This is a genomic window from Synechococcus sp. PCC 7335 (assembly GCF_000155595.1).
Taxonomy (GTDB): domain Bacteria; phylum Cyanobacteriota; class Cyanobacteriia; order Phormidesmidales; family Phormidesmidaceae; genus Phormidesmis.
This window is the reverse complement of the sequence record NZ_DS989907.1, coordinates 136,797-156,025: the sequence shown is the minus strand read 5'-3', so window position 1 is coordinate 156,025 and position 19,229 is coordinate 136,797. Positions and strand designations below refer to the sequence as shown.

General features: G+C 46.4%; 23 protein-coding genes. 13 read left to right on the top strand and 10 right to left on the bottom strand.

Features of this window, described 5'->3' with window-relative positions; genetic code table 11:
- Positions 1–395 precede the first annotated feature (395 nt).
- The 8 genes from S7335_RS25005 to S7335_RS24985 all read left to right on the top strand — a co-directional run bounded on the left by S7335_RS25005 (position 396) and on the right by S7335_RS24985 (position 7,841).
- Entirely contained in the window at positions 396–3,014 is a 2,619-nt protein-coding gene (locus tag S7335_RS25005) for an IPT/TIG domain-containing protein (protein WP_006458727.1), read from the top strand.
- 104 nt (positions 3,015–3,118) lie between these two features.
- Positions 3,119–3,280, top strand: coding sequence for a hypothetical protein (locus tag S7335_RS28270; RefSeq protein ID WP_006458763.1), 162 nt, complete (start codon positions 3,119–3,121; stop codon positions 3,278–3,280).
- A gap of 396 nt (positions 3,281–3,676) precedes the next feature.
- On the top strand, positions 3,677–3,889 hold the full coding sequence (locus S7335_RS27175; protein WP_006458708.1) for a hypothetical protein: 213 nt from the start codon (positions 3,677–3,679) through the stop codon (positions 3,887–3,889).
- A gap of 152 nt (positions 3,890–4,041) precedes the next feature.
- Positions 4,042–4,923, top strand: coding sequence for a DNA-processing protein DprA (locus S7335_RS25000; protein WP_006458764.1), 882 nt, complete (start codon positions 4,042–4,044; stop codon positions 4,921–4,923).
- Positions 4,924–4,925: 2 nt separating this feature from the next.
- Complete coding sequence (locus S7335_RS24995; protein WP_006458757.1) at positions 4,926–5,573, top strand: hypothetical protein; 648 nt, start codon at positions 4,926–4,928, stop codon at positions 5,571–5,573.
- 322 nt (positions 5,574–5,895) lie between these two features.
- Positions 5,896–6,033: a hypothetical protein gene (locus S7335_RS28265; protein WP_006458808.1), complete on the top strand. Its 138-nt coding sequence runs from the start codon at positions 5,896–5,898 to the stop codon at positions 6,031–6,033.
- Between the two features lie 722 nt (positions 6,034–6,755).
- Positions 6,756–7,256 carry a hypothetical protein gene (locus S7335_RS24990; protein ID WP_038020195.1) on the top strand — a complete coding sequence of 167 codons (501 nt, stop codon included), beginning with the start codon at positions 6,756–6,758 and terminating at the stop codon, positions 7,254–7,256.
- Between the two features lie 279 nt (positions 7,257–7,535).
- A complete protein-coding gene (locus tag S7335_RS24985) occupies positions 7,536–7,841 on the top strand; it encodes a hypothetical protein (protein WP_006458765.1) in 306 nt (101 codons plus the stop codon).
- A gap of 97 nt (positions 7,842–7,938) precedes the next feature.
- On the opposite strand, the gene S7335_RS24980 is transcribed toward S7335_RS24985, so the two are convergent.
- The 8 genes from S7335_RS24980 to S7335_RS24945 form a co-directional block, all read right to left on the bottom strand.
- Positions 7,939–8,262 (bottom strand): hypothetical protein, encoded by a 324-nt coding sequence (locus tag S7335_RS24980; protein WP_006458731.1) that lies wholly within the window; start codon positions 8,260–8,262, stop codon positions 7,939–7,941.
- A complete protein-coding gene (locus tag S7335_RS24975) occupies positions 8,259–8,789 on the bottom strand; it encodes a hypothetical protein (RefSeq protein ID WP_006458869.1) in 531 nt (176 codons plus the stop codon). Before S7335_RS24975 ends, S7335_RS24980 begins: the two co-directional genes overlap by 4 nt.
- Before the next feature lie 124 nt (positions 8,790–8,913).
- Positions 8,914–9,045, bottom strand: coding sequence for a hypothetical protein (locus S7335_RS29360; RefSeq protein WP_255346498.1), 132 nt, complete (start codon positions 9,043–9,045; stop codon positions 8,914–8,916).
- A complete protein-coding gene (locus tag S7335_RS29355; RefSeq protein WP_006458737.1) occupies positions 9,046–9,168 on the bottom strand; it encodes a hypothetical protein in 123 nt (40 codons plus the stop codon).
- 202 nt (positions 9,169–9,370) lie between these two features.
- Complete coding sequence (locus S7335_RS24965; protein WP_006458790.1) at positions 9,371–9,556, bottom strand: hypothetical protein; 186 nt, start codon at positions 9,554–9,556, stop codon at positions 9,371–9,373.
- A 782-nt stretch (positions 9,557–10,338) separates the two neighbouring features.
- Complete coding sequence (locus S7335_RS24955; protein ID WP_038020203.1) at positions 10,339–10,575, bottom strand: hypothetical protein; 237 nt, start codon at positions 10,573–10,575, stop codon at positions 10,339–10,341.
- A 204-nt stretch (positions 10,576–10,779) separates the two neighbouring features.
- Entirely contained in the window at positions 10,780–11,058 is a 279-nt protein-coding gene (locus S7335_RS24950; protein WP_006458822.1) for a hypothetical protein, read from the bottom strand.
- The gene (locus S7335_RS24945; RefSeq protein WP_006458820.1) at positions 11,055–11,648 is read right to left on the bottom strand and encodes a ParA family protein; all 594 of its coding nucleotides are present in this window, start codon (positions 11,646–11,648) and stop codon (positions 11,055–11,057) included. The genes S7335_RS24950 and S7335_RS24945 overlap by 4 nt, the downstream gene beginning before the upstream one ends.
- Positions 11,649–12,915: 1,267 nt before the next feature.
- On the opposite strand from S7335_RS24945, the gene S7335_RS24935 reads away from it, so the two are divergent.
- The 5 genes from S7335_RS24935 (at position 12,916) to S7335_RS24905 (ending at position 17,331) form a co-directional block, all read left to right on the top strand.
- The gene (locus S7335_RS24935; protein WP_006458745.1) at positions 12,916–13,152 is read left to right on the top strand and encodes a hypothetical protein; all 237 of its coding nucleotides are present in this window, start codon (positions 12,916–12,918) and stop codon (positions 13,150–13,152) included.
- Entirely contained in the window at positions 13,145–13,552 is a 408-nt protein-coding gene (locus S7335_RS24930; RefSeq protein WP_006458856.1) for a hypothetical protein, read from the top strand. The genes S7335_RS24935 and S7335_RS24930 overlap by 8 nt, the downstream gene beginning before the upstream one ends.
- Before the next feature lie 210 nt (positions 13,553–13,762).
- Complete coding sequence (locus S7335_RS24925; protein ID WP_006458722.1) at positions 13,763–14,350, top strand: hypothetical protein; 588 nt, start codon at positions 13,763–13,765, stop codon at positions 14,348–14,350.
- 328 nt (positions 14,351–14,678) lie between these two features.
- A complete protein-coding gene (locus S7335_RS24920; RefSeq protein ID WP_157620766.1) occupies positions 14,679–15,140 on the top strand; it encodes a hypothetical protein in 462 nt (153 codons plus the stop codon).
- A gap of 1,720 nt (positions 15,141–16,860) precedes the next feature.
- A complete protein-coding gene (locus S7335_RS24905) occupies positions 16,861–17,331 on the top strand; it encodes a hypothetical protein (RefSeq protein ID WP_006458762.1) in 471 nt (156 codons plus the stop codon).
- A 200-nt stretch (positions 17,332–17,531) separates the two neighbouring features.
- On the opposite strand, the gene S7335_RS24900 is transcribed toward S7335_RS24905, so the two are convergent.
- Positions 17,532–18,386 carry a hypothetical protein gene (locus S7335_RS24900; RefSeq protein WP_006458742.1) on the bottom strand — a complete coding sequence of 285 codons (855 nt, stop codon included), beginning with the start codon at positions 18,384–18,386 and terminating at the stop codon, positions 17,532–17,534.
- 364 nt (positions 18,387–18,750) lie between these two features.
- Positions 18,751–19,185, bottom strand: a complete 435-nt coding sequence (locus S7335_RS24895) for a hypothetical protein (RefSeq protein WP_006458702.1) — start codon at positions 19,183–19,185, stop codon at positions 18,751–18,753.
- Positions 19,186–19,229: the final 44 nt, after the last annotated feature.

Below are 19,229 nucleotides of genomic sequence, written 5' to 3'. Positions count from 1 at the left end.
GATGACAGCACTCGAAGGCGAGTCTATCGTTTGCTTTGCTCTCGTCATCCCTCGCAGTCACGGTCAGGATCTAAGCCAATGCCATCAGGAAGACGGGTTTCGCATAGAGCGTTTACCCTGAGACAGGGCAGGTAGAAAGTAGAGAAAACCATACGGGAATACCTTCAGGAAAAGCGTTTTGCTTGCAAAGCGCGGTCACGCACTGCCTATCTATCCATCGTTCTCTGGTGCGTCACTGTTTTAGTTACTTATGCAGAAAACTGAGTTAGAAGGCTGATAGATAAGATGTGGCAGTTCAGAACACATAGTGTTTTGGTGGGACTTGAGCCTTACCTCCCATATTCGTAACCACTATTTATGTAACAACGCCGCAATTAGATACACAAAATGGCCATATGCATACACTCAATCTTGAGAACAAGTCGAGCGAGAATCAGTTTGAAGGCTATAACGAGCCCATAACGGCAGTCAATTTTCGCACTGAAGGTATTGAAAGAGAAGGACAAGACAACGCAAAATCCCTTGAATGGGATCTAGAATTTAGACCGGAAACAATACCACCACCAGTCATTCAGCAACTCCTATTTGCTTGTGCCGAAGTCGTTATCCTAACAGGGCTCATAACTGGTGCAAACGTCATTCTGGAAATTGATGGAGATAAGATAGAGACCAAAGCACTTGATGGTATTCTCGCTATCGAGGTTTCTGCATTGGATGAAGGCGCTCAGGTACGGGCTAGACAGGAGTTCGATGGGGATAAAAGCAATTGGAGCAAGACTGCTATAGTGGTGCCCCACCCTCGCAGCTTACCAGCACCTCGCATCGTTGATTATCCCTATGAATGCGCTAGATTCGTCGTTGCAGAGAACCTGTTCGTCGGCGCTAGGGTACGATGCGAGGTGAATGGTTCCCCTGGCCGTGTACAAAGGGTTAAAGACAAACGGCAGGCCATTAGAACATCCCAAGCCTTATCGCAGGGCGATCTAGTCCGAATAATTGTCACTCTTTGTGAGGAAACCAGCACTGGAACACTCGAAGCTATTTCAAAAACTCAAGCTGTTCAGCTCGCGCCTAACCCTCTTCCAGTCGCCACGATACCAAAGAGTTCCATCGTCATCGACAACGACCGAATTAAAGTTGAGCAGGTTCTCGTAGGTACGGGTGGTAAACTCTCCAACCTCAATACAGGGAATGAGGAGTTCTATTCAAATATATGGGAGTCTTCCTGGTACTTGCTCAATAAGCCCATCAGAACTAAAGACCAGTTTACTTTTGAGCATCGCCTTTGCCAATCTGGTAGCCCATCGGCCCCGGTTGTTGTCAAGGAAGGTGATCCCGATCTAGGCCAATTGACCAAGCCAGTAATTGCCCGTCCGTTCTGCCCAGGCAATACAATTTTCACACTCTACAATTGCCTGCCTGGAGCTCGCGTTGGCCTTCTTCTTGATGGTAGGCCCGTTGCGTTGGCTGTCGCCTATGCTCCCACTGTTACACTTGCCATCGATCCTACAGTGCTTGTCCGATCTGGTCAGAAGCTTAAAGCCTTCACTTATTTAGTACCAGGCAAAGTTGAACTGTCGAATGAAGTTGAAGTCATAGCTGATAGCAACGTATCGATCACTGTGGATAGCGCGATTAGTTATGTTAACCCCGATGGTGACCGACGCTACGGCATTGATTTCGCAACTAGCTCACACCTGTTCGTCAAAGTGAAGTCCTGCTGCGATGAAGCAGGTCAAATCGTTCCCGCCGCCACTGTGTTAGTGAATGAAACGCCGGTCACATCTAGGGTAAAACTCTATCCTGCTGGAGAGAGTTGCTTCGCTGGCTATGTCCTCATTGAGGAAGAGCTACCACTTGGACGCTATGAGGTGCGTATCGAAGGGATCTGCGGCAACCGGACAGAAAGCAAGGAGCTGTGGCTTCATAGACTAGCACCTGGCGAGCGGGACCAACAAAGTCCGCAGCTATCACTTACCGTGACCACTAGTGATGGCGCAAGAGCCACCATCACTGACAAAGATCGTCAGCCGATTCAGATGAATGCCTGGTTTAACGAGCAATTCGATGCTGTACTAAAAGCTGAGGATCAATCAGGACTGAGGGCAGTAGTGGTCTCTTGGAATGGTCTGGTGCGAGTTCTAAGCAATAGCCTCGTAACGTACAACTATCAGAAACAGTCTCCAGTCCCAACAGATTTGCTAATGAGATCCAACTGGATACCTATCGGACTCGGCAGCCTGTATTTAGATGCCGCTGCTATCGATCTTACATCCTTTCGCCAGATGTCTCAGACGGCGCAAATTGAACTTGAGATAAAGCAGCGTACGCCAATTCTGCGGGAAGTTAAACCAACCAGTACTTTTGGCGGTAGCACAATCACCTTACTCGGCGACTTCTTCAATACACCTCCACAAACAACGCTGTTGTTTTATGAAATGGGGGTTGAAAAGGCTCGCATCGATGTAACGGCCAGCGTGAAAAAGACAGAGATAGCATCGGTCACAGTACCACAGCTTTCTCCAGGACAGTATGAGATCAGTATAGAGACAGGTCCTAAGCCGGAGCGTAGCTTATTCCTGCCCTTTCAGATCAAGCGTCAGCCAGACCCATCACCACCACAGCCACTAAGCAAAACCGTTGCTCTCAACTTTTCTAGAAGAACTCAGTTTAATGGATTTAATAACAGCGGCCAGGTTTTCTTCGTACTTGACGACAGTTCTAACAATGTGATGAATACCACTGGATTTCCCTTTGTTGGAAAGGTTACAAATAACAGTCAAAACTATGGATACACCCTCTCTTATCTAGAGGTTAAAAATTCTGCTTGGGATCTTAAGAAACAAGAGTCGCTTCCAGAAGCGAGCCTAGTCGTATTACCTAGTACCACAACTTTCAGCGGACTGAATATACTAAATCCAAATGCACTTTGGGCACTCGTCCCATTCCCGCCCGGTGGTTTATACAAAGATAGTCATACTTTGACTTTTGAGCTATTTGATCGCACTCCATAATCTGAGACGAGCGATTTGAGGTAAATAGAGCTATAACCCTCATATCTATTCATGCAACACTATGAACTAGGGGCAATGGACCTGTCAGACTTTACGAAGCTAAAGTGACCGGAGACCACAGTCAACGGATTGCCCCTGTTCACAGCTTCGCTACTTTAGGGCCTGCCTATCTAGAGGCTGAGGCGATCGCCCAGCAGAATCGTCTAGCCTTCTGGTCTAATCCCAATCCCATCATGCCTTGGGACTTTAGAAAACAGCGACGGTAAGCAGTTAGAGAAGGTGGCGATCGCGCTGCTTCTCTATCATCCACTATCTATATCTATACTCAATGTATACTCATAATTCTATGACTGTTTTATACTCGTAATAGGTATGTTAAGGTACTTACACCTAAACTGAATGACGCACTCCCACGCCTCGACGAATTCATTCGTGTCGCTTTTTATTAAAGTAATTTGAGTAACACGAATGAACTCTCCACTACGCCAAAGCCAGCATCTCAGCGATCCAGAAAGAAGGATCGGATAGGGCGATCGCGCTCTCGAGAACCTACTCATCAGCAGGCAAGAACCGCTCTAAAATAATTGACATTGAATGGTGACAATACTGAGTAACCGCCCAATTGGGCATTCTTTAATCATACGACACAAGCTAGTGCGAGAATGGCTGATACCCCCCGACAGAATTCCTTCTTCAATCGTGAGATTGTCCCAGCGCCCATCACTCGACATCTTCTAGAGCAAACGCTAGCTATTCAAGACTGGCACCCCGCCTTTACAGGTCGGTGTCCTACCTGCAAAAGACTCATGCAGCAAACCAGTCCACCAAGAGTGCATTGGGATTGCCGATGCGGATGGCTAGATGACGCTATATAGGCTCGTGCGATCACCCACTAAGCTTATAAATACCAACTGTAAAGGACAAGAGATTCGGGCTTGTGTATTTTCACATCTAATCGATATCCAGTACAATTAAGATAGCTAAGTACAGTTGTACTATTATTGTGGGGCAGAGGTAGATCATCCTAATGTTTGCAGAATATCAATCATCTTGGCCAAACCTCATCAGTCCTGTGCTAGAGATTGCTGCCTATGAATACCTTTGGACTCAGTACCCTAGTGTGCCTAAGCTAGCCAAGCTCTTTGCTTCGTTTAACCATGAGTTGCCCTCTGTCATAGCACGAGAGCAAAATGCATCGCCTGGAATAATCAAGGCGGTTAAGTGCAAAATAGCTGACCTTCTTCCTTTCAGAAGCTTTTCTGCTCTATTTTATGGAGACTTCGAGTATCCAACAACGCTTAGGGATGCGAAAAATCCAATAGAAGTTCTCTACTATCAGGGCAATTTAGATCTGCTTTCCTCTAAAGCTGTTTCCGTTGTTGGTAGCAGGAAGCCTACAGACGAGGGCCGCAGGCGTGCAAGGAAGATTGCTCGTTTGCTAGTAGCAAGCGACTTTACTGTGATGTCGGGGTTAGCGACTGGCATTGACACTGAAGCGCATCGAGCAGCCATTGAGGCAGGCGGCAGAACTATCTCTGTTATCGGCACAGCGCTGAATGAGGTTTACCCAAAAGAAAATGCTGAGCTTCAGAGAAAAATTTCAAAAGAGTTTCTACTGGTTACTCAGGTGCCCTTCTACCAGTATTCAATGCAAGATTATCGCCGTAATCGAGGCTTTTTCCCAGAGCGCAATAAGACCATGTCGGCACTGAGTCAGGCCACTATCATCGTTGAAGCTTCCGAGACGAGCGGCACTCTAATTCAGGCTAGAGCAGCACTACAGCAAGGCAGAAAGCTCTTCATATTAAAGTCCTGTTTTGATAGAGGGTTGGAGTGGCCAGAAAGATTTCTCAAGCGAGGGGCTATCAAGATTGAGGACGGCTCTGAAGTACTAGAGCAGCTTCGATAGATATGACCGGTGATGCAAGATGGCGACGGACTGATGATTCTGTTTGGCTCGCCAGTTGCCCTGAACACAAAGACCTAAATCTTATATACGGACGCATTTACACAGTCGGGCAAGGATACCAATTCTCTGATACCAACCAACAAATCAGCAATCTCAAGATTAAGCCTAGCGAGACTCAAAGATTGCATTGGAAGCGAGTAGCTATCCAAAAGTTTGCGGATGAGCTAACGGCTCTGTTGAAGGCCAATATTCCCAAAGACCGCTCTATAGCACTCATTCCAATGCCGCCTTCTAAAACATCTAGTCATCCTGACTACGACGACAGAGTATTACAAGTGGCAATGGCGGTAGCAACCAATCTATCGACTGTCAGATGCTGGCCTGTACTGGAATGCGTCGTAAATAGAGAAAGCTTGCACTCTGGTAGCGCACCGAGGACAGTGCGAGAGGTCTACAGTAGTATCGGCATTAATAAAGCGATCTTCTCTAGCTGCAACGAAGACGAGATCTTTTGCCTGCTCGATGATGTACTCACGAGCGGTGCTACCTTCTCGGCTGCACGCAACAAGCTGCTAGAACAATTTCCTGGGAAGAAAGTGTCAGGCATTTTCTGGGCTAAGGCCGAACAAACGGAAACAGATGATTGGTAGCAAAAGCGATCACACGGGGAGAAAAGTGACTGCGTTGGAAAGCGATCACTTTGAAAGTAGAGATCGCTCTGCTGCTTCACTGTCATTAACTATCTATATCTACACTCATCATTCTGTAACTGTTCTATACTCAAAATGGATATAGTAGCGTTGGGGATTAGGAGCTAATCATGTGATCGCTCTGGAAGATAAATGTCTAGCGATCGCTCTATGGGAAAGCAGCTACCGATAGCTGACTGTTTATAGAGAAGACACTCACTAGCATCATCCTCGCAAGCAGCACGACCAATCTCAGCGCCATAGAATCGGAACCGGGGCGCTCATGCCTGCTGTTCGCAAGCAGCTAGATGCTGGGGTTGCCTCATCCTATCGCTCACGGCAGTCGCTGGTAGAGAAAATTGCTTTGAATCGGGGCAATCGCTTTGGAAGATGGAGGGGTAGTGATCGCACTATGGGATAGCGCCCGCAAGGGAGCACTTGCACCGACCAACAATACCGCTTCAGAATAGCGGCACTCCCTCAATACAGAAAACTATCTACACTCACTGCTATCGAATAGAGAGAGATTTAGTCAACTGTTGGGCGCACCTTTGAACCTCTCTCATTAACTAACCACTCACGCGGCTACAGGTGCTTTGAGGTGATGGCATATACAATTGCTCCTATACAATGCCAAATAATTTGGCACAAGCAGAATGTCGAGTGCCGTGCCAAATTATTGGGCAGCTTACTGCTCAGTCAGCGTTGTCGCTTGGCATAGCGCCCTAGCTAATCATTTCTTCCTTGCTAGGGCTTTAGGGTGCGTTGAGTGACTTGAGGCTACGTTGTAACGGGCAGCAGTAGTAGAAGCGATCGCGCTGATAGAAAAGCACAGGCAGCAGGCAACACCCTAGACTTCAGGCTCAGTCCTAGTCTTACTGCTTTCATGCTGCCAGCGGCGATCACGCTCGGGTGAACTACAGGTGAGGGGGCGATCGCTCCATTGACTCCATCGGCAGCCGCCTTCTCTCCTGTTCCCCAGCATTAAGGTAAGTCCAAGCGATGATAGGCGTTAATGATGTCGCAGATCGCACGCTACGGCGGTTCCTTCGGGAACTCTATACACGGGCCTATCTGTACGAATTTCTGCAAGATTACTAAAGGAATACGTCAATTTTGTTCAAAAAAACCACACTATTGAAAATGAAAAACTTAAAACTAATTGCCCTTGGTTTAACACTTTTCGCCAGCACTGCGCTCTTAGGTTGCGATCAATCTACCGCTTTGAAGAGCGCCGAAGAGATGCGTCAGGAGTTTAGTACCCGAGATGAAGTCGTCGTCCGTGCAGTACAGGATATATCGGACGTATTTGAAAGAAACAGCCCAGTTGATCAGATGGGAGACTACGAGTTCTTTCTTCTTTACGAAGCTCAGACTGCTTATAATACGGACAATCCAGACTTCAGCTGCGACTTCGGACGCTGTGGCGCAGTGATGTACACAGACAATTTCTGGCGAGTTGCAAGAGAGTTCTCGAAAAAAGAAGCTGAAGTGTTGGGTTTTGAGGGTCTAACAAAGGAGATAGCCAACCGGTTTTTGGAGATTCAGGACGATTCTTTCTTGGCGCTGAGTCGTGAAGCCGCAGAAACAGAAGCTACCTTTATCGCGGGCATCATCTTAGACAGCTATGGATTGGACAGCTAGGCAATCTCCTAAAGTCTTTGCAATTCTAACCTTCAAGGCAGATAAATCAGCAGGCTTTGTCGAATAGCGCAGCGCTTGCGGTCTCGGGGAGGGAAGGAGAAGACTCAGACGCTATGCTGAGGCCCCTGACAGTTTTACACCGCTCACAGTAATGGACTGGGAGCAGATGTTTGCTATCACAGCTACTTTGAGGCGTATGGCCAAGAACCTACCTTCGATGAAAGTTGGATTGCTGAACTGACTGGCGATAAAGATACCTTCTACTTCTCTACTCAGACGTTGGTTAATCAGCCAATACCCCTGCCGAGACAACAGAGGCCAAGGCAGAAGCAACAACCCCTCGATGAAGCGGGCTTAGACTCTGATATCTTTGACTTTGACCAGACCAGCAATTCAGCTCTCACTATACCGGCACCTAACCTGAATTATGAACCCTTCCCACGCCTCGATGAATTTATTCGTGTCGTTTTTTATTATGACAATTTAAGTGACACGAATGACTACTGGAAGATAAGAGGCCGTGATGGGGCAATAGCGATCGCAATGCTAGAAAAACAGTCAACAGACGATGACAGCACTCCATAGCGGGACTATCAGTCATACTCTTACAATCTCTCGCAATCGCGGTTAGGGTCTAGGCTAATGCCGTCAGGAAGAACGGTGTTGCAGAGGATGGCCTTGGTTAGATCCTCCTCGGTAGCGTTCTCAACTTATAGTATTCGAGCAACGCCTGCTCAACCACGGCTGATCGATTTTCCTCTTTCTGCAGTTGCTCTAATAGGTCAGCGTCAATCCGTATCGTGATTTTTGCCTTGGGAGAATCGCCATGAGGCTTTGGGCCTGGCCGAACAGAAGGGCAACATCCGCGCTCCTTGGCAGCGAGGCTCTGCAGACATTTTCGGCAAGTGACGCGCTCGATCTCCATTGTGCTGTCCGAACCAATCGGATTACCTAGACCGCAGGCACTGAACCCTGCGACCGTCTTCAGATGAGTTGTGATTTTCACGCCTCCACCTCGTAGGGATTGGGCAGAGTATCAACAAATATTGGCTGAATCTTCTCGATCCGAGCTTCTAGCCAGTCGGCCATCTCAGACTGGTGTTCTTCACACCAGTCGATAACCTCTAAATCCTCGTCGTCTTCTTCAGCATCTTCAATAGCCTCTAGCGCTAGAGGCTTCCACTCATCTAGCAATTCATGGACTCGGACCACCCGCACTGACGCGACATCTCTCGGATGCACGGCGAACCAGACACCGCCGCCATCTTCAATATCAGAAGCCTCAATCACATGCAACCACTCGTAGCCAGAGTCAATCGTGTAGTCTCCGTCCACGTCAGTCAATCCTAAGATCGCCTCAACTACTTCAGGTAGTGAGCCCCAAACCTGGAAACCCTCAGTCCGATTATCGATAACACCGACTCTCCCGTCGGCAATCCATGCGTCGTTGTAGGCCCAGTGAGTGGGTAGCTCGTTGCGGGTTTTTTCTAGGCGATAAACAAACACTTGAATCACCTCAATATCTACACTCATATAATACGTCAGACGTAATACAGAAGCATCCGCATTTATGATTATCTACTTTAATTTGAGACAGGCGCACGCGATCACCTTCTCGTATAGCGATTGAGCTGGCGATCGCTGCTTGAATTCTTTCCTATACTCGATTGTCCTGAAACATCATCGACACCAGTGACACCATTGACACCAGTGGAGTAGTCAAGGCTCGGGCGATCGCGCTGGTAGATAAAGGGGTAGCGATCGCTCTGGGGGAAAGCAGTATTGGCATCTACTGCCTGGGGATTTCAGCATCTAGCTCTGCAAGTGCCGCCTCAAACTCTACCTGCTCTTGAAGTTTCTCCGCCTGCATTTCAGCATGGTACTCACACAGCCACTTCTCAACTTGATCCAACTCATAATCTACAAGTGGAGTTGGTATATAACTTACTAGGTTAATGCTTCGCTTTGCTAACAGGCGCTTACGTTGCATTATTTTCTTGCGGTATTCGTGCTCTTTCGTTGATAGTTTTCTGAAGGGGAAAGGGAATCGCATGACTTTAATCAATCAGAAAAATCAGTTTCTAAACTTGGGGCTTTTCTTTCTCCCCATTCGACTAGGATAGCCCCACACCATTGTCGTAAACACTAGGTTGTTCTGGGTGCGTCATCTCGTAGACCTTCAGCGCTAATTCTTGGCTATTGCGATAGGGCTTCCAGTTCGGATTATTCAGCCGAGACTTACCAGGCTGTCCTGTGCGGCTAAGAGTTTGCTGTGAGTTGGACGCCTGATTAGCTGACAAAACATATGTTCAGATGCTGTCAGACGGACAACCGCCACGAGTGAAGGGGGGCGATCGCTGTTTGTATTCATTCCTATACTCGATTGTCTATACTTGTTTCTCTAAGCCTGACATCACACTCGACATAGACTGCAGATAAGGCGAGCACTCTGTCCAGAAATTGATGTCACTAATATAAGCGATACCGCAAATAGACAGTGGTGAACGCTGCAATGGACGACTAGGAGGCTGTTGAGTTCCCAGTTGTTATGATTACCGTCAACGTGGTGCAGGTGAACCTTCTCATCACTGAGTAGTTTTGGTTTGCACAGTCCACACGTATGGCTTTGCTTGAAGATTGTCTTATTATCATACGATATAGTTATTTTTCTTTCGAGCCGAAAGAATATGATTGTCCTATTCTCAAAATCAGCCATTGTTGTCGCAGAACACCTTCACCAAAGCTTTGTTAGAGGTTCGTTTTTGTTCTATAGCTCTGATGATTTTCGGGCGGCGCGACAAGCGATAAGACTGTCTGGGCGACAAGCAATCATCCTAAACTTTCTGCTGCGCACCGCTTGTCTAGCAACACTATCTGTCGGTAGCGCACTGATTCTCGTTCTAGATTTATGCGCAGGCATCATAGTTGTTCACTTAGGAATCCTACTGGGATGCGTTTCTATATCCTTAGATATCCTGAAATGTCCTCAATCAACAAGAGAATAGTCAGGTTTAACGATGCCCTTACCGTTTGGATTTAAGGATCGTTCTACTCTTGGAACGTACTGAAAGTCTTTTTTGGATCACGGCTGTTGAAGCGACGACCCTAGCCGCGCTCTTACTGGAGAAGGAAAGCAGTAGGGAAAAAGCAAGCGATCGCTCTGGTCGGTGAAGGCATAGTGACGATCACTACCGAGCGAAAACCAATGAATGACAGCAAGAAAATCGATTAGCGGATCTATGGGTTTGTCGATTAGTGCTGCCTCCTTTGTCAAGGCTATCCACACTCTCGTTTCAATAGAGCAAAGGCCCGACTGCATATGACTGACTCGAAGCAGGCTGTAGCGCCGACTATATAGGCTTCTCAGCCATAGGTATGCTTGCAGAACTTCACAAGAAGACGATTCACAGCACAAGCGTAGGTTTGGCCTCGAACCGCTTGCTGTATAGCCACTTCGCAACCATGCTTGCTAGCTTTCTAGCGCTCTGATTTCCTTCAGTTCTAGCGTGTGATGAAGTGGGCGTCACTCCTCGGGCGGTAAACCAAAGGCGTCTGTCAAGGCCGAGATGATAACATCAGTCATCGAGCGACGGTTGCGTTTGGCTTCAGCAGCCCAGTGGTTACGGTAAGACTCAGGCACTTTAGCACCTACGTTCACCATCCTTTCTTGCTTTACTTTTTTCTGGTTTTCTGGTTTTGATTTCTTATGGTTTTCCAGCTTTACTTCGAGTTCTGGCTCTGTTGATTGTCTAGCTTTATTAAGGATTGCTCCATACTTACTCTGGTTTTGATTTTCACTCACTTCAATAGCTCCATTACTTCTTCGCCCAGCTTTTCATAGTCGATCCAACCCATCCGATCGCCGCCCGTGAGGTCACGAACAGGCTTCCCGGCTAGAGCTGCTTTGCTAAAGCCAATACTCCGACGAATCATTGTATTGAATACTGGCACACCAGCTTCTTGTAGCTCTGTGCGCATCGTTTCGCCGTCTCGGTTCGGCTTCGGCGGTACGATAGCAATGAGGGTGCGGTAGTTCGCGTCACCTAAGTCATTGGCGGTCTGCATCATCGGTTCAAGTGAGACGACATCGGGTAGGGTTGGCAATATCAATAAGTCGCATCCTTCAGCCAGTTCTTTTAGATCTGATGAGTCGGGGCGAGCAGGCGTATCAATGACAGCGTAGTCGTAGTTCGCGATAATTTTCATCGCTTTACGCTCGTCCACAACATCGAAGGGTAACTGACCTCTTTCACTCCATGCGATCGCCGTTCTATTGGGGTCGCCATCAATCAGCAGTACTTTGCCCTGATTACTGAGATAGGTCGCCAAGTGGATGGCGGTGGTCGATTTGGTCACGCCGCCTTTATAGCTAGTGACTGTGATGAGTTTCATAGAAAATTTCTAGAATTCTGGTTCTACTTACAGAGGGGAATGGGCTATCAAACAAACAAAAAAAGCACAGTAAAAAGAAATAGCTACATCATGAAAGATACAAAACCAGAAATATGGGAAAAGGGAAAGATGGCTTTCTGGTTTTACCTTCTAAATATACTTCACAAATGCAAAATAAATGAGCTGATCTCCAAAAATCTGGTTTTCTGGTTTTCTTGTATTCCATCCCAGCAACAGCAGGACGGGAAGGGAGGCATAGATGACGACTTCTACGGTTTTCTGATTTTCTGGTTTTCTGGATTTATGACATTCTGACTAGAGGTGCGGATAAAAGGTTGATACAACGAAGTACGGGCTATTACTTAATAATAGTTGATTGTTTGGTTTTCTGGTTTTAAGGAAAGATGGTTTTAAGGAAATGCAGACTTCTATTTGCCAGCGCCATCATACAGGGCACTACATAGGGTATGGACTTATTGGTCGCTTCATTACTAGAGATACCTAAATTATGGAAATGCAGAAAACCAGAAATATGAAAAAGGGGAAACTTAGAAAGATGGCTTTCTGGTTTTACCTTTCAATGAATGTACTACACAATCGCACGACTGGATAAGTTGATCTCTAAGAGTCTGGTTTTCTGGTTTTCTGCATTTCGTTTCAGCGACAGTAGCAAGAGTGAAGACAAACCACAGTCAGCCAGTCATAGGAAACTATGCTTGTAAGTTGGCTACTCCAAGCTTTGTGCAAATGGTTTTCTGGCTTTCTGGTTTTCCAGCTTGATGCCTTTTAGTTTTTCTGGTCATCATTGTGCTACTGTGATCAGGCTTACAGGGGGCTATAAACCCTTTGGTTTTATGGTTTTGTAGTTTGAAGTCAATTAGTCCTTTCTAAAAGGTAGTTAATTGCTAGTTAATTGCTAGAGGTATTCCAATTAGACATTCTTAGCTGACTAGCAGTCTCACTACCGATGTTTTTTACAACGAGCATACTCAGACTAAACTCAGACTACCCTTATCTCATTTAGCGATGCCACGCTGCCAAAACGCTCACTGTCTGCGCCGCTCAATCCGTTGAGGGGGCACAGGCTAAGGCTTGCTGGCTGGGTCAAACCTGTCACTCTAGGCGTTCTTACTATGCCAAGCATTCACTCAACAAGGCTATAAAGCGATCTCGCCAACGCAGTCAGCGGATTGACAGCATTGATATCCCGCTCTATGACCACGTATCGCCCCAGCGGTGCTGATCACCTTCTATCGGAACCGTACCGATGGCTCGTTCATGCGATCGCTCTTTCATGCCCCTCTTCGAGGATGCGGGGAAACCGATAGAAAGGGTAACTCCTATTCATCTAATAGGAGTTACCCAAGCTCAGCTCAGACGCCATATCCAAACGGTTATTGGTATTCTTCAGGCTAAGTTCGGCCAAGACGTTACCATCACTCAAGACCGACAACCCGCTGCCGCTTGTCCCCTCTGTCGGCTGGAGAATACGATAGATGGCTGAGACCACAACTAGGCTCAATGCTCAGCAATGGCAGCAGGCACAAGCCAAGGCTCAGCGGTTTCGTGCTCAACTCATAGCACTCTCTCACAAAAATAACCCGCATAACTTCTATCTCGTACTCTTTGCAATCGCCGCCAGCCGCATTCAGGCCGATACCGATGCATTCTGTGGCTTCGCTGAACAAGTCTTCGAGGAGATTGAGGCGTATGGCCAAGAACCTACCCTCGATGAAAGTTGGATGGCTGAACTGACTGGCGACAAAGATACTTTCTACTTCTCAACTCAGTCGTTGGTTACTCAGCCAATACCCTTGCCGAGACAACAGAGGCAAAAGCCTCTTCCTTTACCTGATAGAACCGTCAATGGCGATCGCCGTTACACAGGCGGTGCAGTCCGCTGAAGAGGCGCTTAATGTCGCTCATGCAGAAACTGTTAACGCCTGGATTCAATAACTCAAAATCTCGGCGCAGGCGGTACAATATTATCAATTTAAGTCGCCTTACTCATCGTACCTAACTACGCGTTGGAGCGGATGGACGGAACACACGGACGAGAGGCTTTTTCTAACCACCGCTCAATTTGAGGCCGTTATGCATTTTGAGGTCAGTGCATGGATGAAGGAATTCAAGAATTCATAGAGATGGGATGCGGAAAACCTCAAGAGAGCAGGTTCTTCGCCAAGCAAGGTCTCGGAGCAGAAGTCCATTGGTTTTTTACGCAGGCGGTCCAAGCACTGAAAAGTGAGCTTTATTTACCAGCATGTACAAGCTTCCTTAACGGTATTGAAGCTTCGCTGAGAGTTACGATGCATCAAGTGAAGAACCCTGGCAGAGTTGAAGAACTAGATGCTACTCAAACACTAAGCAATAGACTTGTAAAATCTGCACATGAAGCAGGTCTGCCAGTAGGGGCTCTAGCTTTCCCAGAGGAAGATAATTTTCTAGAAAAACTAGAAAGCAAAAAACCCAATAAAGTTAATATAGAGGTCGTGCGTGTTCGCCATAACCTTTGTCATGGCAATATTCTGGAATACATAAATACTGAATTGGGTGAGGATAACGCTTTTTTAACTCCTGAGTGCTGTAGAGAGCTTGCTCATCTTCTCTACAAAATCTCAAAAGAGTGGGCAAAGCAACTTGGAGTATTCAGGCGGGAACTGTTAGGCGACCGAACTTACTCGCCAACTCATACGACATAAATGGCTCTGTTTCAAGAAGTTGCCAATGATAGAATACCTCCATTATGCTGAGGTCCATGCTTGCTAACAAGTTAGTGCAGTGTGTAGGCTTGACGTTCAGTTGCAGTGGCTAGCAATGGCCTAACTGCATATAACTTACTCATTGAACGCTGTAGCTCCCTCTATACATAACTTTCGGCTATAGCGATGCTTGCAGAACGTCACAGTAAGACGACGCACAGTCAAAGGGTGGTTTTTACCCCGAACCGCCTGCTGTGTCAGCACTTCGCTACCATGCTTGCTAGCTTCCTTTGACATAATAAGGGCACCGTCACCAAAAGTGATGCAGATGGGAGCTATAGTGGCGATCGCCCTGGTAGAAAAAGGTGTTATCTTCGAGGAAGATAGTTGGGGTACTTACCCTCGGGTTAGGAAATTAATCATGGCTAAGTACAATTGGAATCAACTCTTGCGATCGCTAACCCTGGCTATCGAGATTGATAAAGAACAAGAGAACAATACCTTAGATAAGGATATTGACGTAGAGTCATTTAGCTCACACGACATTACCGAAATTGCTCTAGAAACGGGTATCTCACAAGTCGCGATCACCACGGCTATCGAAGAGCTAGAGACTGTCGAAGAGATCAATTCTTTGAAAAGTAATAAAGAGACAGGTGGTCTCGATGACAGTCAAAGGTGGTTTTCCGCATTTGCAATTGTGTTGGCCATTTGGTTGGGAGCGCCGTTTCTCACTTTGATCCCAGATTTCTTGCTGGTCAGTTCATATGAAGCTCTGGCAGGAAAGTAGAGCCACGCATCGAAGCGGCTGCTGCTTTCATAGCCAAAATCTGAGTCCCCGTGATTCCGTCTGTCTCTGTAGAAATAAGCCAGAAGCCGAAAACGGTTTCAGATGAAGTGCTGATAGATATTCGAAGTGAATTGATAAGCATTCCTCCAAGACTGTATCAAACAGTTGAAACAGCTATAGCTCAGAAAATTATTGAAGTAGCTGAAGCCTATTTCCACCACGACTCCCTTTTTTCGGGGGAAGCCTATACACAAACAAAGTTAAATCTTATTTGCGGGTTTGCATTAACAATAGGTCTATATATATGCTCCCTCATTGCCTACAAACTGCTTAGTTCATTCCCTATGAATTGATGATTACGATCTGCACACCCCCACCTCGGTATCAGGTGGGGGTAAAAATTATAGGTTCTTAACCAAGATTGACAAGAATATTTGAAAGCAAGAAAAGATTGTCCAGCAGATAAGCAGGCTCCCCATCAACGGATAGCGAAGAGACAGGTCAACCACAATCAACACCCTCCGTAAAAGGGCGACTGGTAGGATGTATAGTAGTCCGACCAACTGGCGAGGCTTTATTTTACTCCTATAAGAATGAGACATCCTACTACACCTATAACGAGTACGCAGAATGGGCAGGAAAAGATGAGAAGACGATCTAGCGTCAGAAACATCTCCGGTATTTAGGTGCTTAAAGGGGATGCCCAGAAGAATTAACAAAAAGTGTGTGTATAGCCTGCGCTGCTACTCGCTATCGGGAGCTAATATGCAAAAGATAACGACGTTTCCCCCAATTTGGAGACCCCAAATTAACAATAAAGGAGCTATCTATCAACGTTTCCCCGCTTATATTTCTGACGATCAAACCACTGCCAAGATGATATCCAAATCTCTGAACGAATTGAGTTGGAAAATCTTCAACAGTGTATCTGACCGCAAACGATGTGCATAACGTCATAGGCGTTTGCACAGGAAAATCTGGATGTTTTAGTAGAATGTTAAATTCAACATCTAGACCACTTTGTTGGAGAAACGTCAGTAGCTCAGAGGGATTCACAGCATTGTCTAAGCCTGCATGAACGCTCGATATCGCAAACTGCTGCATCTCTAATAACTGAGCACATTGCGACAGTGATGCCTTATATAAGGCTGGCCGGAAGGGAGTACGTGAAGCTTTATCTCTGAGCTTAGTCAAAATATTCCGCCAAAATATATTGGGTAGCGGCTTTCCTCCTAAGATAGTCTCTACCCTAACTCGCATCTCATCTCGCGGCGGTTTTTTGCGATATCTCAGCAATCTGTCAAGCAACATAGGACGCAGATGTCACACACCCAATCCAAAAAGTACTCAGCTATCCCGATACTATCGCACTATCACCTTGAGCGGCATCCGAAAAGGACGTACATTAGGATATTGAGGAGTTAAGCGCAGAGTCAAACAGTGGCAGGCGTTTGGCGTGAAAACCTCTCTGAGCCAAGCAATCGCTTTCCTCTAAACCAATGAACAGCCGATCGCGCCCTATTGAAATAGAAAGACTCTCCTTTATCTATATCTATACTCTTTATTCTGCTCTTTTAGACTCCGAATAGATATGATAGCGTTGGTGATTAAGAGTTATGTACTGGGTCTATAGTCATGTGGTCACTCTTTAAGAACCGCTATAATTTCCAGAAATCCACAATCTACTCTGTCTCTTGACTAAATAAAATTTTGCAAGCCAATGATAAATCTACGCCTAACTTCGGGAACACGCTGGTTTTATCTCTACGCTGTCTTTCTTCTGCCTCTAGCCGTTATCTTTTCTAGACTTGGCTGGGAAAGTCTGCTTAGCGATGTCGTTTTTTGGATGACATTTAGCTACGAAGGCTATATCTTATTCGGACTAGTAGATGTGGTCAAAAGTAGCTCTAAAGAAGGCCCAGAGGAAGCAGAAGAAGAGAAAGAGAATAAGATGATGCTTCTGCTCTACTACCTCGCATCAGGCGCTCTAGCAACTTGTGGGAGCCTAGTTGCTTTCTTTGTTTGGCATGGAATGACCGATCAGCTAGAAGAACTATTCTTCCCTGCTGGTGAGACCTTATCTCCGGTATTCTCCCTGGCTACCTTCGCTACCCTATCTCTCATTGCTTTAATCGGTGCATTCGATGTCGTTGCCGCTTACTTCAACAGAATGACTTCTTCGCCTAATTGAGTGTTTAGCTGCGACGAGATTTCAGCAGAGGCTACTCAGTCCGTTCTCTTGCTGAATGCTGCCTATGCAATACTTAAACAACCAATGGATCAGAAAGCCTACAATAGCTGAATAGCAAAAGTACGAACCATCACTTCAGGACAGACCAGCGTAAACAGTCTATAGCGACACGCTCGGTGGGAGAGGCTTCATAATAAAAATTACAAACGATTGCCTTCCAATCTCGCCTTAACCATTTGCACTCTCTCCAGCAAATTCGGATAAGCGGCTTCTACAGCTTCCTCTACCTTCGCTCGAATATCGGCTCGCTGGCGATCGCTATCGTATAGCTGGAGTAGCGCTTCATAGTTCGTACAATCGTAGTACAGATAGGTTCGTGCTATCTGGTAGAGAAAGTCAGCATCGTCTGAGATAGAAGCAGATAGACCATAATTAAAAGTGTTGTAACGGCTAAGGGCTTGCTTTAATAGCGCTTCTACAGACCAGGTAGGGACAATAAAGGCCAATCCATCTAAGAACATGTGAAAAGACTGATGAGCTGCTTCTTGACGTTCCTGTTCTGCAATAGAACGGGTTCGCGCTGCCTGCTGCGCCGCCTGCTTTCGCGCTGGGCGCTGGGCTAGAACGTTCGCTAACTCAGCCGCTACTTCATTTTCTGAGGCAATGCGCTTCACTCGATTGAGCGCATAGAGATGCATCGCAGCACCACGCCTATAGTGAGGATTTTCGACCAGCAAGTCCGGCTCTAGTTGATACTTTGCGATGAGACGATCTGTCCATCCATATTCCTTCTTCAAAGTAGTTTTGACCACTAGCTTAGCGTCCTTAAACTGAGCAGCTAGCTCTAGCAAGATAGTTCTTCCGGCTTTGGTGTTGCCTCTAACGGACTTCACCCCCCCAGGGTAGCGGATGTAGCCAAACTCCCAGGCTGTTACTAACGCCTGCTTTAGTTCGGCCCATTGCACTTTGCAGTGACCAGTACGCTTAGCGTATCGCGCTCGATTGATCGTATACCGTAATGCTTCGTAGTCAGGCCGTTTGGATTGCCGTTTCACAACTTTGTATTCTTGCTCCCTCTCTCAAGATAACAAACCTGATGTCATTTCATGCCTGATAAAAGCGACCGTTAGTAAGACTGTGCCAAATATGATGCAACCTCTCATCATCATAATTAAATTGGGGTTCAATACCAGCAGAGAACGTTCATGGACTCATAAAATCCTCCCTTTGCGTGCTGGGAAAACCAAGTTTCGATCGAGGTTTCTGGCCATCTCAAAAGCCGGTTCAAACAAACTGCCTCGATAATCTATTGCCAAATTCGTCACATTAGTGAATTCATAATTAACCAGATCGTCGCAGACCGCTCCTGGCAGATACAGGCATACATCTGTCTCATCTGCCGAAAATCCATCATAGTCACTATTCTCTTCTCAGTTGAGGTATGTATCCCGCACATTCTTGACAGTAATCATGGCTAACAATTCCACCGTCTTCTCCACAGTAGATGGTATATCCAGTCGTCTCTCGACAGTCTTTACAAAGGGGCCGATCGCATGTTTCGTATAAAATATCGCTTTTTAGCAATCCTGTTTCGTATATTCGTCTACGAGTGAAAGCATTATCATCTTTCAGTTTTACTTCGCTTATTGTCTTAGGGTCTTGAAGGATTCGACTGACTGTTGGCCCCCACTTCATTAGCCACCGGGGGATGTATCCATCACAAACTAACGTCGCAGGTAAGCCACATTCAACACACAAAATGGCATCTTCACCAACGACTTCTCTAATCTGCTCTGAGGTGAATCCCTTCTCTGCTAGCGCTGATGACGCCTTGTATAAAAGATCTTTTTCCATAAGACAAGTTGTCTTACCCTTGGCTAATGGTAATTGTTCGACTA